Annotated in this window: 13 protein-coding genes; 4 read left to right on the top strand and 9 right to left on the bottom strand. The window is 68.9% G+C overall.

Going from position 1 to position 14,272, the window contains the following annotated elements; translation table 11 throughout:
• Positions 1-43 precede the first annotated feature (43 nt).
• The 6 genes from ffh to ftsY all read right to left on the bottom strand — a co-directional run bounded on the left by ffh (position 44) and on the right by ftsY (position 8,140).
• Entirely contained in the window at positions 44-1,609 is a 1,566-nt protein-coding gene (gene ffh, locus ACFWPK_RS00745; RefSeq protein ID WP_378912417.1) for a signal recognition particle protein, read from the bottom strand.
• 80 nt (positions 1,610-1,689) lie between these two features.
• Positions 1,690-2,004: a hypothetical protein gene (locus ACFWPK_RS00750; protein WP_378912418.1), complete on the bottom strand. Its 315-nt coding sequence runs from the start codon at positions 2,002-2,004 to the stop codon at positions 1,690-1,692.
• Between the two features lie 132 nt (positions 2,005-2,136).
• Positions 2,137-4,581 (bottom strand): [protein-PII] uridylyltransferase, encoded by a 2,445-nt coding sequence (locus ACFWPK_RS00755; RefSeq protein WP_378912419.1) that lies wholly within the window; start codon positions 4,579-4,581, stop codon positions 2,137-2,139.
• A gap of 92 nt (positions 4,582-4,673) precedes the next feature.
• Positions 4,674-5,012, bottom strand: coding sequence for a P-II family nitrogen regulator (locus tag ACFWPK_RS00760; protein ID WP_110036141.1), 339 nt, complete (start codon positions 5,010-5,012; stop codon positions 4,674-4,676).
• Between the two features lie 5 nt (positions 5,013-5,017).
• Complete coding sequence (locus ACFWPK_RS00765) at positions 5,018-6,382, bottom strand: ammonium transporter (protein WP_378912420.1); 1,365 nt, start codon at positions 6,380-6,382, stop codon at positions 5,018-5,020.
• A 315-nt stretch (positions 6,383-6,697) separates the two neighbouring features.
• Positions 6,698-8,140, bottom strand: a complete 1,443-nt coding sequence (ftsY, locus tag ACFWPK_RS00770; RefSeq protein WP_378912421.1) for a signal recognition particle-docking protein FtsY — start codon at positions 8,138-8,140, stop codon at positions 6,698-6,700.
• Positions 8,141-8,294: 154 nt separating this feature from the next.
• Between ftsY and ACFWPK_RS00775 the strand changes: the two genes are divergently transcribed.
• Positions 8,295-8,684: a DUF2237 family protein gene (locus tag ACFWPK_RS00775; protein WP_120041702.1), complete on the top strand. Its 390-nt coding sequence runs from the start codon at positions 8,295-8,297 to the stop codon at positions 8,682-8,684.
• 32 nt (positions 8,685-8,716) lie between these two features.
• Here the strand turns inward: ACFWPK_RS00775 and ACFWPK_RS00780 are convergent, their stop codons facing one another.
• Positions 8,717-9,373: a response regulator gene (locus tag ACFWPK_RS00780; protein ID WP_378912422.1), complete on the bottom strand. Its 657-nt coding sequence runs from the start codon at positions 9,371-9,373 to the stop codon at positions 8,717-8,719.
• Positions 9,370-10,512 (bottom strand): sensor histidine kinase, encoded by a 1,143-nt coding sequence (locus ACFWPK_RS00785; protein WP_378912423.1) that lies wholly within the window; start codon positions 10,510-10,512, stop codon positions 9,370-9,372. Before ACFWPK_RS00785 ends, ACFWPK_RS00780 begins: the two co-directional genes overlap by 4 nt.
• Positions 10,513-10,644: 132 nt before the next feature.
• Between ACFWPK_RS00785 and ACFWPK_RS00790 the strand changes: the two genes are divergently transcribed.
• The gene (locus ACFWPK_RS00790; RefSeq protein WP_378912424.1) at positions 10,645-11,562 is read left to right on the top strand and encodes an ABC transporter ATP-binding protein; all 918 of its coding nucleotides are present in this window, start codon (positions 10,645-10,647) and stop codon (positions 11,560-11,562) included.
• Positions 11,559-12,350, top strand: coding sequence for an ABC transporter permease (locus ACFWPK_RS00795; RefSeq protein WP_378912425.1), 792 nt, complete (start codon positions 11,559-11,561; stop codon positions 12,348-12,350). Before ACFWPK_RS00790 ends, ACFWPK_RS00795 begins: the two co-directional genes overlap by 4 nt.
• Positions 12,351-12,464: 114 nt before the next feature.
• On the opposite strand, the gene ACFWPK_RS00800 is transcribed toward ACFWPK_RS00795, so the two are convergent.
• Positions 12,465-13,235, bottom strand: coding sequence for a TetR/AcrR family transcriptional regulator (locus ACFWPK_RS00800; protein WP_378912426.1), 771 nt, complete (start codon positions 13,233-13,235; stop codon positions 12,465-12,467).
• 123 nt (positions 13,236-13,358) lie between these two features.
• Between ACFWPK_RS00800 and ACFWPK_RS00805 the strand changes: the two genes are divergently transcribed.
• Positions 13,359-14,270 (top strand): NmrA family NAD(P)-binding protein, encoded by a 912-nt coding sequence (locus ACFWPK_RS00805; protein WP_378912427.1) that lies wholly within the window; start codon positions 13,359-13,361, stop codon positions 14,268-14,270.
• The last annotated feature ends 2 nt before the right edge of the window (positions 14,271-14,272 follow it).

Consider the following 14,272-nt stretch of genomic DNA (forward strand, 5'->3'; position numbering starts at 1 on the left):
CCCCTCGGGGCCGCGGACACGCGCGCGCCAGCGCGCCGAAAACTCAGTTCTTGGGGAACTTCAGCTGCGACAGGTCGATTCCGTCCAGGCCGGGCGGCAGCTGATCGAGACCGGGCGGCATGTTCGACAGGTCCATGCCCGGCGGCAACCCCGGCATTCCGGCGGGCATCCCGGGGAACCCACCACGGACCTTCGGCGGGGTAGGCCCACGCCCACCCTTCTTGCCCTTCTTACCGCCCTTTTTGGTGCTGCTGCGACGTGCGCCGGGCATCCCCATCTGCCGACCCATCATCGCCATCATCTTCTTGGCTTCGAAGAAGCGGTCGACGAGCTGGTTGACCTCGGAAACCTGGACTCCGGAACCATTGGCGATGCGCAAGCGCCGCGAGGCGTTGATGATCTTCGGGTTGTCCCGCTCGGCGCGCGTCATGCCCCGGATGATCGCCTGCACCCGGTCGAGTTGCTTGTCGTCGACCGCGGCCAGGGCGTCCTTCATCTGACCCGCGCCGGGCAGCATCCCGAGCAGGTTGCCGATCGGGCCCATCTTGCGGATGGCCAGCATCTGGTCGAGGAAGTCCTCGAGGGTGAGTTCGCCGCTGCCGATCTTGCGCGCGGTCTCCTCGGCCTGCTGGGCGTCGTAGACCTGTTCGGCCTGCTCGATGAGGGTGAGCACATCGCCCATGCCGAGGATGCGCGAGGCCATCCGGTCGGGATGGAAGACGTCGAAGTCCTCGAGCTTCTCACCGGTGGAGGCGAACATGATCGGCGCGCCGGTGACATTGCGCACCGACAGCGCCGCACCACCGCGGGCGTCACCGTCGAGCTTGGTGAGCACGACGCCGGTGAACCCGACACCGTCGCGGAAGGCCTCCGCGGTGCTGACCGCGTCCTGACCGATCATCGCGTCGAGCACGAACAGCGTCTCGTCCGGCTGCACGGCATCGCGGATGCCCGCGGCCTGGCGCATCAGTTCGGCGTCGATACCGAGGCGACCGGCGGTATCGACGATGACCACGTCGTACTGCTTGGCCTTGGCCTCTTCGATACCGGCCGCGGCGACGGCGACCGGGTCGGCCGCGGTGATCCCGAGCGGGTTCTCGCCACCGCCGATGGAGGTGCCGCCGTGCGGGGCGAACACGGGCACGCCCGCGCGCTCACCGACGACCTGCAGCTGGGTGACCGCGCCGGGACGCTGCAGGTCACAGGCCACCAGCAACGGCTGGTGTCCCTGGCCCTTGAGCCATTTGGCCAGCTTGCCCGCGAGGGTGGTCTTACCCGCACCCTGCAGACCGGCCAGCATGATGACCGTCGGCGGGTTCTTGGCGAGGTTGAGGCGACGGGTCTCGCCACCGAGGATCGCGACGAGTTCCTCGTTGACGATCTTGACGACCTGCTGCGCGGGATTGAGCGCGCCGGAGACCTCCGCGCCCTTGGCGCGTTCTTTGACGTTGGCGATGAAGCCGCGCACCACGGGCAGCGCGACGTCGGCCTCGAGGAGTGCGAGGCGGATCTCGCGCGCGGTGGCGTCGATGTCGGCCGGTGACAGACGCCCCTTACCGCGCAGATCCTGCAGTGCACCGGTAAGCCGGTCGGACAGGGATTCGAACACCGATCGCGCTCCTGATCTGAAAGGGTCTCAGATCGTCTGACCGAAGTCGGACGTCTATTGCCCTCCCAGGGTAATGGAGGTTATTCGGTATGTTGCACGTGCGGTGGCGCGGTGCGGCGTAACTCGTGGGATTCGATGTTCACCAGGTACACCGCTTCTCTGCCGGTAAGGCCGAGTTCCCGCGAGAGCGCCTCGATCCGGAGCCATTCGGAATCGGCGCTGTCGGCGTGGCGGGCGGCGGTCGAGGCGATGGTCATCGCGGCTAACGCCTGCGCACCACTGAGGGTGCGACCCGGTAACCACGAAACCACCCACAGGTCACCACCGACGCAGCGCGCGATGTGCGCGGTCGCGTCGCTGGTCATCATTGACGCGGAAACGACTTCGATAGCCACGGAACAGCTCCCCTCGTACGAGTGACAGCCAGACCAGGGAAATGCTATAGGTCCTATCTCGACTTATCGGGCCGCGAGCGCGCTGTGTAGCAACCTGATAGCAATCAGTGAGTAAACCGTGTCCTTACGATGTCAAGCGGTTTCGTCGGTTTCGGCAGGCGGCGGGGCGGGCGCAGGCCTGGGAACGACGTCGAGGACGGCCTTTTCGATGCGGTCGCGCAGTGCGGGGCTGTCGGCGTCGCCCAGATCGAGGCAGAAGGCGTCGACCACGGCCGAGCCCATCGTGACCACCTTGGCCCACCGGACATTCGCTCCCGTCGCGGCGAAGGCACCGGCCAGCCTGCTCAGCAAACCGACCCGATCGTCGGCGCGCAGCTCCAGGATCACCTGTCCGGGTGTGCTGACAGATGACCAGATCAGTCGCGGCGCGGCACGCGCGTACCGGCCGGGCCCCGTCCCGGCTGCCTCGGCTTCGCGTTTGGCCAGCACTTCGGGCAGGTTGAGCGCGCCGGTAGTGGCTCGGATGAGTTCCTGACGCAGCAGACCCGCGTCCGGCGGGTCACCGAATTTCGGCATCACCACGAAGGTGTTGATCGCCGCATCCCCCGCACTACCCAGCGAGGCCGAGAGCACGCGCAGCGCGTGCAGCGCAAGGACACCGGCGGCGTCGGAGAGCAGGCCGGGCTCGTCGGGGGCGATCACGGTCACCACGAAGGTGTGTTTGCCGTCGCCGGGCGCGAGGGTGACGTGCACACCGCCCGCCGCGGCCTTGTCCAAGAGCTCCGGGTCGATCGGTTCCGGTTGCGGCAGTGGCTCGCCCGCCATGACGAGCCGGCAGCGGCGCACCAGTTCGCCGATCAGCGAGGCCTTCCAGTCGCCCCAGACCCCCGGGCCGGTGGCCATCGAGTCGGCCTCGGCCAGCGCGTGCAGCAGTTCGAGCAGGCCAACGTCACCGCCGAGCGCGTCGGCGACGTGCTGCACGGTCGCCGGGTCGTCGAGGTCACGCCGGGTAGCGGTGTCGGGCAGCAGCAGGTGGTGGCGCACGATCGCGCTGAGGGTGCGCACATCCGAGGGCCACAGGCCGAGCCTGCGGCCGATGTGGGTGGCCAGTTCGGCGCCGACGACGCTGTGGTCGCCCGTTCGGCCCTTGCCGATGTCGTGCAGCAGCGCGCCGAGGGCGAGCAGGTCGGGCCGGGCGACCCTGGTACTCAGGCCACTGGCGAAGGCGACCGTCTCCATCAGGTGCCGATCGACGGTCCAGGTGTGCAGTGCGTCGCGCGGCGGCAGATCGCGGACCGCGCCCCATTCGGGAAAGAGCCTGCCCCACAAGCCCGTTCGATCGAGCGCCTCGACCGCGTCGATGCTGCCGCGGCCCGCGCCGAGCAGCACGAGCAGATCGTTGAGCGCGTCCTTGGGCCACGGTTCGCGCAGTTCGGGCGCGTCCTCGGACAGGCGGTTGAGCGTGGTCGCCGACATCGGCAACCCGGTCTGCGCCGACGCCGCCGCCACCCGCAGGATCAGCCCCGGATCGCGTTGCGGGCGTGCGTCTCTGGCCAGCACGACCTCGCCGGAGTGCTCGACCACCCCCTCATCGAGTGGTCGGCGCACCGGCATCCGGCGCAGTCTGGCCAGGCCGCGCCGCGGTAGCGCGTTGGCGGCCGTGCGCAGACCGACGTCGCACGAATAGCTCACCGTACGCGCCGAATCGGTCAATGTCCGGGCGAGATCGAAGCGGTCACCGATGCGCAGCGCGGCGCCGATCTCGTCGGCGTCCTGGGCGCGCAGTTGATCACGGGCCCGGCCCGCGACCCGGTGCAGTTCGGTGCGCACGTCGAGGAGTCTGCGGTGGGCCTGTTTCAGGCCGCCGCCGGGGACCTCGGGGCCCAATCCCGGCATGGCGTCGGTCAGCTGGGCGATCGAGAGCGCGTCGAGCAGCTGGATATCGCGCAGCCCGCCGCGACCGTTCTTGAGATCGGGTTCGGCGCGGTGAGCGATCTCGCCGCTGCGCTGCCAGCGTGCGCCGGTCTGGGCGATGAGATCGTCGAAGCGGGACCGGATTCCGGTGCGCCATTCCCGGCGCACGCCGCCGATGAGCAGATTGCTGAGATCTTCGTCGCCGACGATGTGGCGGGCTTCGAGCAGGCCGAGCGCGGCGATCATGTCGTCGGCGGCCACCCGCAGCGCCTGCGGCACGGTGCGCACGCTGTGGTCGAGCTTGATGTGGGCGTCCCAGAGGGGATACCAGAGTTGATCGGCGACCTCGGAGACCACTTTGGGGTCGACGTCGTCGTGCAGCAGCACGAGGTCGAGATCGGAGTACGGCAGCATCTCGCGGCGGCCGAGTCCGCCGACCGCCACGACCGCGAGGCCGCTGTCGGCGGTGATGCCGAGTTCGTTGCCCTTGCCGGTGAGCCACAGTTCGAACAGGTCGACCAAGGCTTCGCGCAGCGATTCCGGATCGAGCCGTGGATTGCGGGTGCCCGCTCCGTCGAGCAGTTGCGCCCTGGCCTTGACCAGATCCGCCGCTCCGTTGTTCTGAGTACCGCCGTTCCGCTGTGCCACAGCCCACACCACCATTTCATGCGGGCGGCCCCGCCCCGACCGGTTGAGATTCTCACCGGTGGGAGCGGGGCCGCCACTCGATCGATTGTCGTGCGTTCCCTACCGAATTACAGTGCGTCGCTTCCGCGTTCGCCGGTACGGACACGGATGATGGTGTCCACCGGGGTCACCCACACCTTGCCGTCACCGATCTTGCCGGTCCGCGAGGCTTCGACGATCACCTCGACGACCTTCTCGACCGACGCATCGTCGACGACGACCTCGACCCGGACCTTGGGAACGAAATCCACCGAGTACTCGGCACCGCGGTAGACCTCGGTGTGGCCCTTCTGCCGGCCGTATCCCTGGACCTCGCTGACGGTCATGCCGAGCACGCCTGCCTGTTCCAGCCCGGTCTTCACATCTTCGAGCGTGAACGGTTTGACGATTGCCGTAACCAGTTTCATGTTCGTCATGCCTCCTTGACGAGCGAGCGTGCCGTGCCACCCACAGCAGCGAAATCGTATGCGGTTTCCGCGTGCTCGGCCTCGTCCAGGCCCGCCGACTCGGACTCTTCGCTGGCGCGCAGGCCGATCGTGAACTTGATCGCGTACGCGATGACGGCCGTGGCGACCAGCGAGTAGGCCAGGACGACGAAGGCACCGACAGCCTGCAGCTTCAACTGCTCGATCCCACCACCGTAGAACAAGCCGGTGACGCCCGCCGGAGCTTCGCTCGCAGCGACCAGACCGACCATCACGGTGCCGACCAGACCACCGACCAGGTGCACGCCCACCACGTCGAGCGAATCGTCGAAGCCGAAGCGGAACTTCAGGCCGACGGCCAGGGCGCACAGCGCACCGGCGACCACACCGATGGCCAGGGCGCCGACCACGTTCACCGAGGAACAAGCCGGGGTGATGGCGACCAGACCGGCGACGATGCCCGAGGCAGCGCCGAGCGAGGTCGGGTGACCGTCGCGGATCTTCTCCACGAGCAGCCAGGCCATCATCGCGGCGGCGGTGGCGATCGTGGTGGTGAGGAAGGTGGCACCGGCGATGCCGTTGGCGCCCAGCGCCGAACCGGCGTTGAAGCCGTACCAGCCGAACCACAGCAGACCGGCGCCGAGCATCACGAACGGCAGGTTGTGCGGACGGAACGGCGTCTTCGGCCAGCCCTTGCGCTTGCCGAGGATGAGGCAAAGGACCAGACCGGCGGCGCCGGCGTTGATGTGGACCGCGGTACCACCGGCGAAGTCGATCGCCTTGAGGTTGTTGGCGATCCAGCCACCGGCCTCAGCGGTGTAACCGTCGAAGGCGAAGACCCAGTGCGCGACGGGGAAGTAGACGACCGTGGCCCAGATTCCGGCAAATACGAGCCACGAGCCGAACTTCAGGCGGTCGGCGACCGCGCCCGAGATGAGTGCGACCGTGATGATCGCGAACATGAGCTGGAAGGCGACGAAGACCGTCAGCGGGATACCCGCGGTGATCGGGGCCGTCGGGTCCTCCGGGGTCGCCGTGAACAGCGGGATGCCCGCCGAATCCGCGGCGGTGCCACCGAAGATGCTCTTCAGACCGAAGTACTGGAGAGGATCACCGATCAGGTTGCCCTTGTCCTCGCCGAACGTCATCGAGAAGCCGTACAGACACCACAGAATGGTGACCAGGCCCATCGCGGAGACGCTCATCATGATCATGTTCAGCACGTTCTTGCCACGGACCATGCCGCCGTAGAAAAACGCCAAACCCGGCGTCATCAACAGCACGAGCGCTGCCGACGCCAGCATCCAAGCGGTATCACCGGTATCCGGTGTACCGATCAGTGGAAATGCCACCTTGTCTTCCTCCTCATCTCGGGCCTCGCCGATGACGGCAAAAGGACCTGTACAGAAGGGTCGCCACTCGGTGTTTCATCCGTTGAGCTGTGGTGTTTCGCCTGAGTGAACGGATAGCGCTGTTGTGTTGCATCCACGTTTCGTGTGGTTGGCATGAGCCTGTCAGCTCACGGTGAGGTTGGTACGGAGGTGGGATTCGCCGCGAGTTCGCGCGGCGATTCGCCGCGGCGCCGTTTCAGGGAAACTGTGATGTCAGCCCCGGAAAACAGCGATGCCCGCCCGATCGCTGGATCGGGCGGGCATCGATGGGAATCGCTACGCGGCGCCCCCGAGCAGGGCGTCGACGAACGCACCCGGCTCGAACGGGGCCAGATCGTCGGCGCCCTCGCCGAGGCCGACGAGTTTCACCGGCACGCCGAGTTCGTGCTGCACCTGGAACACGATGCCGCCCTTGGCGGTGCCGTCGAGCTTGGTGAGCACCACGCCGGTGATGTCGACGACGTCGGCGAACACCCGCGCCTGCATCAGGCCGTTCTGGCCGACGGTCGCGTCGAGGACCAGCAGCACCTCGTCGACCTCACCCTTCTTCTCCACGACCCGCTTGACCTTGCCCAGCTCGTCCATCAGGCCGGTCTTGGTGTGCAGACGGCCCGCGGTGTCGATGAGGACCGCGTCGACACCGCCGTCGATGCCCGCGGTGACCGCGTCGAAGGCGACGGCGGCCGGGTCGGCGGCCTCTTTACCGCGCACGGTCTCGGCGCCCACCCGTTCGCCCCAGGTCTGCAGCTGATCGGCGGCGGCGGCGCGGAAGGTGTCGGCGGCGCCGAGCAGCACGCGGCGGCCGTCGGCGACGAGCACGCGGGCGAGTTTGCCGGTGGTGGTGGTCTTTCCGGTGCCGTTGACGCCGACGACGAGCAGGATCGCGGGCTTGTCGCCGTGTGGGAGGGCGTGGATGGAACGGTCGAGCTCGGGGCGCAGCGCCTCGATGAGCACGTCGCGCAGCGCGCCGCGGGCCTGCTCGGGAGTGCGCACGCTGCGCGAGGCCATCTCCTCGCGCAGGCGTTCGACGATCTTCGCGGTGCTCGCGGTACCGATATCGGCCAGCACCAGGGTGTCTTCGATCTCCTCCCACGAATCCTCGTCGAGGTCGCCGCCGCCGAGCAGGCCGAGCAGACTCTTGCCGACCGCGTTCTGGGAACGCGCCAGGCGGCCGCGCAGGCGGACGAGGCGGCCGGTGGTGGGGTCGATCTCTTCGATCGCGGTGGTGGTGGCGTCGGCCGGGATCGGCGCCGCGGTGGGCTCGGCCTCGGCGGGCGCTGTGTCAGCGGGCGCGGTGGTGGTGGGCGCGATCTCGGTGTCGGGCTCGGCCGGTGCGACCGTGTCGAGGGTGGACGCGTCGTCGGGTACGACCACCGTCTCGTCGACGACGACATCACCCTCTGGCAGCGGAACATCGGTGATGCCGCGGCGCGGGGCGTCACGCGGGACCGCCGCGTCGTCGCCGACGTGCGGTTGGCCGTCGGTGTCGGTGCGCTCCGGGACGGGCTCGGGCTTGGGCAAGGTGGCCGTCGAGCCGCCCTGGCTGAAGTTGAACCCACCGGACGCGGTGTAACCACCGGAGCGGTCCGTCAACTCCTTGTCCGGCTCGGGCGGGGCCAGCGAAATCTGGCGTCGCTTGTACAGGACGAAACCCGCGACGAGCGCCACCAACAGGACGGCGGCGATCGCGGCGATCAGGATCCACGCTTGCGAACTCACCCGGCGAGTCTATTCGTGCGGGCAGTTACCGCACGTCGGCGGCGTCTGCGGGGCAGGTCGGCGAGCCGTATCCGGGCGCGTCGCGGTGTGGCGGAAACACTACAGATTCGTTGTCCTGCGGAACTTCTGGCGCTTGCCCCATAGGATCGGCGGAGTGACCGATCGAAACGTGCTTGGGGGGCCGCTGGAAGAGTGCGGCACCGATCCTCTCACGGGCTTCTACCGGGACGGCTGCTGCAGCACCGGTCCGGAGGATCTCGGCAGCCACACCGTGTGCACCGTCGTGACGGCGGAATTCCTGGAGCATCAGGCCTCCATCGGCAACGACCTCAGCACCCCCCGTCCAGAGAACAATTTCCCCGGCCTGCAACCGGGCGATCGCTGGTGCGTGGTGGCGGTCCGCTGGTTGCACGCCCACGAGGACGGCGTAGCCGCTCCCGTGGTGCTGGCCGCGACCCACGAGAACGCGCTGGAGGTCATCTCGGTGGACATCCTGCGCAAATACGCGGTAGACGTCCCCGACGACGTCAGCGACCTGCTGTAGGAGTAACCCCTGATCACGCAAGAACATCGGGTTCAGTGCCCCACCCGGCCGGTGTCGTAGGCCCACATAGCGATCTCGACCCTGTTCCGGGCGCCGATCTTGGTCAGCAGGCTCGCGACGTGGGTCTTGGCGGTCGTCACGCTGATGAACAGCTCGGCGGCGATCTCGGCGTTCGTGCGGCCGATAGCGACCAGTTTCAGCACCTGCTCCTCGCGCGGGGTGAGTGGCTCGATCGGTTGGGTACGGCGTTTCGGTGAGGCCCCCGCGGCGAGGGTCGCCAGCAGCCTTCGGGTGATGTTCGGCGCGATCAGGGCATCGCCGACGGCGGCGGCATGGACGGCCTGCACCAGCAGCTCGGGCCCGGCATCCTTGAGGAGGAATCCTCGGGCGCCGGCCCGAAGCGCGCCGTGGACGTACTCGTCCAGGTCGAATGTCGTGATCACCACCACCGCGATCGGGTCAGGGACGTCGCGCCCTGCGAGGAGTTCGGTCACCTCGATGCCGTCCAGCCCTGGCATCCGAATGTCGACCAGGCACACGTCGGGGCGGAGCTGACGCGCCAGCTCGACGGCGGCCTTGCCGTCGGCGGCTCGGCCGACGACCTCGATGTCGGGCTGGGCGTCAAGGATCATCGACAGGCCGGTGCGCACCAGGTCTTGGTCGTCGGCCACCAGCACGCGCACCGTCATCGGGGTATCTCCGTCGGCAGCTCGGCGTCGACCGTCCACCCGCCCTCGGGCGTCGGCCCGGCGCGCAGCGTGCCGCCGAGCAGCCGTGCGCGCTCGGTCATCCCCAGCAGCCCGAAGCCGTGGGTCGCAGGCCGCGCCGGGTCGATCCGGCCGTCGTCGGTCACGCGGATCCGCAGCCTTCCCGCGCCCTCGGCGACCCGGATCTCGACACGTGAGGCGTTTCGGGCGTGCCGCAGCGCGTTGGTCAGCGCCTCCTGCGCTATCCGGTACACGGCTGCGTCGACCGGGGGCCGAAGTCCGGCCAGATCACCTGCCAATTCGACGTCGACGACGGGGTCCGGGTCGCGGCGGGCGAGGGACACCAGGTCGGCGACGCCGGGTTGGGGAGCGTACTCCGCCGGTGCTCCGTCGCGCAGCACCCGGACCATCGCCCGCATCTCCGCCAGTGCCCGCGACGCTTCCCCTTCGATGACCGAAAGCGCCTCGAGCGCCGCTTCAGGTCGCTGCCCGGCCATCGCCCGGCCGGCCTGCGCCTGCACGGTGATCGCCGAGACGTGGTGGGCGACCGAGTCGTGCAGCTCGCGCGCGAGGCCGACGCGCTCCTGGCTGCGGACCTGGTCGAGCGCCCGGCGCCAACTCTCGGCGCGGTAGCGCAACGCCGCTCCTCCCGCCACCACCGCCGCCAGGACGGCGAGCCCGCCGAAGAGCTCGGACGGCCCGGTGTAGTCGGTCGCAATGCTGAATACCGTAGCGACGGCCACCACCGCCAGCCCGATCACGATCTGACGCCCTGAACCCCAGCGGACCAGCGCGTAGACGAGCACCAGGATGAAGCTCATCGTGTGCAGGCCCACACCCTGGATCCCGGCCAGCCGGCTCGCCAGTCCCAACGCCATGCCGGTGCCGAAGCCCACCACGACGCAGACCAACGGGTGGGTACGCCGCCACAGCAGCACCGGCGCGAGTCCGACCGTCACGATCGTCACGACCAGCCGCCAGGTGACGTCCTCGCGCAGGGTTCCTTCGAGCAGCGCCGCCACTATCACCACACCGACCAGCACCCGGTCGCGCCACGGGTGTTCGGGCGGGTCGGCGGCGCGGGGCTCGTCCCACAGCGAGCGCAGGGCGGTAGGGATCACACACCGAGCCTAGAGACTGCCGAGGCGTCGGAGATCCGCCGAAAGAACGACACGTTTCCCCTCCCATCAGTCGAGGCGGGTCCGGCCTCGACGCCGATGTGGCGGAAGGCCTGTCGCAGCGAGACTTCCGTCATGATCACTGTCGACCACCTGACCAAGAGCTATCGCGGCGTGACCGCCGTCGACGACGTCTCGTTCACCGCCCGACCGGGCCGCGTGACCGGCTTCCTCGGCCCCAACGGGGCAGGCAAGTCGACCACGATGCGGATCATGGTCGGCCTGAGCCCGGCCACCTCCGGCCACGTGGAGGTCCTCGGCGGCCGGTACGCCGACCTGCCGAACCCGGGCATCGAGATCGGCGTACTCCTCGATGCCTCGGCCCAGCACGCCGGCCGTACCGGCCGCGAGGTGCTCACCGTCGCGGCCCGCACCATGGGGCTGCCGACCAGCCGGGTGCCCGAGATGTTGCGCCGGGTGTCGCTGACGGAGAAGGAGGGCGACGGCAGGATCCGCAACTACTCCCTCGGCATGCGGCAGCGGCTCGGCATCGCGACCGCTCTCATCGGCGACCCCGCCGTCCTGGTCCTCGACGAGCCCGCCAACGGCCTCGACCCCGCCGGCATCCGCTGGATGCGCGATCTGTTGCGCGAGTTCGCCGACCAGGGCGGCACGGTGCTGTTGTCCTCACACCTCCTGCACGAGATCGAGGTCATCGCCGACGACCTGGTCGTGATCGGGAACGGCCGGATCGTCGCGCAGGGGTCCAAGCAGGATCTGCTGTCGACGGCCGGGACCGTCGTCTCGTCCGCGGACAACACCCGGCTGGCCGGCGCCCTCGCGGACGCCGGCATCGGCGCCGCACCCTCGGGCGCAGGCTCGCTCCACACCCACGCCGACCCACACCACGTCGGCCGGGTCGCCCTCGCGGCCGGCATCGCCCTGACCGAACTGCGCCCCGCGGACGGCGCTGGTCTGGAGGAGATGTTCCTCGAGCTCACCGCGGAATCCCAGCGCGACAGCAACTTTCCCGAAGAAGGGGCAGCAGCATGACCACCCAGACCGCAACGACCGCCGACCGCGCCGTACATCCGATCCCGACCAGCCGGATCATCGGCGTCGAGCTGCGCAAGATGTTCGACACGCGCTCGGGCTTCTGGCTGCTCACGAGCATCGGCGTCCTCTCGGTCGTGGCGACCGCGGCCGCCATCATCTTCGCCCCCGCCAGCGCGCTCAGCTACCAGACCTTCGCCACCGCGCTCGGCTTCCCGATGACGCTGATCCTCCCCATGATCGCGATCCTCGCGGTCACCAGCGAGTGGAGTCAGCGCACCGGACTGACGACGTTCACGCTCGTACCGAGCCGGGGGCGGGTCATCGGCGCCAAGGCGATCGCGACCATCATCGTCGGGATCGTCTCGATGCTGGTGGCGTTCACGATCGGCGCCGTCGGCAACTCGGTCGGCTCCGTCCTCGCCGGGGTCGACACGGTGTGGAACATCGGACCGGCTCACGCGGCTCAGATCGTCCTGGGCAACTTGGTGGGGATGGCCATCGGTTTCACCCTGGGCGTGGTGCTGCGCAACTCCGCAGGCGCCATCGTCGGCTACTTCGCGCTGTCCTTTGTTCTCTCCGGCATCCTGGTGCTGCTGGCCCGGGTGAGGGAATGGTTCACCGACCTCCAGCCCTGGATCGACTGGAACCACACGCAGATCGCGCTGTTCGCGGGTCAGACGTCCTCGGCACAGGAGTGGGCCCAGCTCGGATCGACCACGATGATCTGGATCATCATCCCGCTCGTCATCGGCATGGTGCTGCTGCGCCGCTCCGAGGTCAAATAGCCGGTCCACCGGTTCACACTGCGTCAGATGCGAGAGTTCCGGTAGTTTCCGCCCGAAGGGCCCAACACCCGACTACTCGAAGTCCCCCGGCCCGACGCGAAACCCTGCCAGCCGTCACGACCCGGCGAAAAGTCGCGGGGAGCTGCGTTGGCGGTGTGCCTTTTGGCGGCAAGCCGGCGAGCAGTAGCGCGCCGGTCTCCCGGTGGCCGGTCGGCGGACGGGTGCGCTGCAGACGGGGCAGGGTGCGGGGATTTCGTTACTTTCCAGCGTTTCGTTACGGTCGATTCTCGCGGGTTCCGTTACAGATAACGGTCGGGTTCGCAGGGCGTCGAGGATGAGGGCGACGGCCGGGGCGAGGGGGTCTTCCGCGCGTCGATGTCGTTGGATCGCAACGCATCCGGTGAAGATGTCGAGCACGTCGGTGACGACCACGTCGGGGCGGACCGCGCCCTGACGTTGGGCCGAGGCGAGCAGGGCGCCCAGTGCGCGATGGAATCGGTTGCCCGCGCCGCGGAGCAGGGCGCGCGGCCAGCCGTCGTCGGATTGCACCAGGTCGCAGAGATCTTTGTTGCCGGGCGTCGTGACGATGACGTGGGTGCAGAGGGCGAAGAAGGCCGAGCCCGGGTCCGGATCGGTGAGATGTTCGGCGGCCAGCGCGGCCAATCCGTCGACACGCTGCTGCATCACCGCTTCCAGCAGATCGGTTTTCGTCGGAAAGTGCCGGTGGACGGTGCCTGCGCCGACACCGGCGCGGCGGGCCACCTCGGCCAGCGAGACCGTGGTCCCGCGTTCCGCGAGCGCACGCTGGGCGGCGGCCAGGATCTGTGCGCGATTGCGGCGCGCGTCGGATCGGATCGCGGGTTCCGCACTGTTGCCGACCGCCATTTCGTTACGCCTTCCCTGTACGTGACCTCGCCAACCGGGTGCTACCGCCCGTAACGTCCGGCATACGGGTTGACCGACCCGATTGTAGGCACACGATCGATCACGAAACGGAGCTCCTCCGCGATGACGTCAGCACTTCCCGTCCTGATCACCGGCGCCACCGGCAAGCAGGGCGGCGCGACCGCCCGCCGGTTGCTCACCGAAGGACACCCGGTCCGCGCTCTGGTGCGCGACACCGACTCCCCCGCTGCCCGCGCACTGGCCGCCCTGGGCGCCGAATTGGCGGTCGGCGACTTCGACGACCCCGCATCGCTGCGTGCCGCGACCACCGGTACCCGAGCCGTATTCCTCGTTCCGCCAGCCGATTACAGCGCGAAGGGCTGGGGCGAAGACACCGAGGCCCGCCGCGGCATCGCCATGATCGACGCGGCCCGCGCCACCGGTGTCGAGCAGATCGTGTTCACCGGCGTCGCCACGATGGGCGCCGCGGAATCGTGGGGCCAGCAGGGCAAACGGCAGATCGAAGAGGCCCTGCCCGCAGCCGGCTTGCGCTACACCGTGTTGCGCCCCGTGCGGTTCATGGAGAACTACCTCCTCCACGGCTCCCCTGTAGACGGCATCCGCGAAGGCGGCGAGCACCGGCACCTGTTCCCCGCCGATCGCCCGCTCCAGATGATCGCCGTCGACGATATCGCCGCATTCGCCGCCCTGGCCTTCGCCGACCCGGACACCTGGCACGCCCGCATCCTCGAGCTCGCGGGCGAGGCCATCACCCCCGTCGAGGCGGCCGCCACGATCAGCGCCGCGATCGGCCACCCCATCCACTACCGCGAGGTCACCGAGGACGAGGCCGACGCGATCGGACCCCAGCTCGGCAACACCTGGCGCCTGATCCGCGAAACCGGCGGCTGGCACGCCGATCTGCCCGCGTTGCGCTCACTGCACCCGGGGCTGACCTCGCTGCGCGACTGGTTGGCACGCGGTGGCACCCAGCGGATCCTCGAACGGATCGGGGCGCAGGCCCCCGCGAACTGACC

Source organism: Nocardia sp. NPDC058519, assembly GCF_042719755.1.
Classification (GTDB): domain Bacteria; phylum Actinomycetota; class Actinomycetes; order Mycobacteriales; family Mycobacteriaceae; genus Nocardia.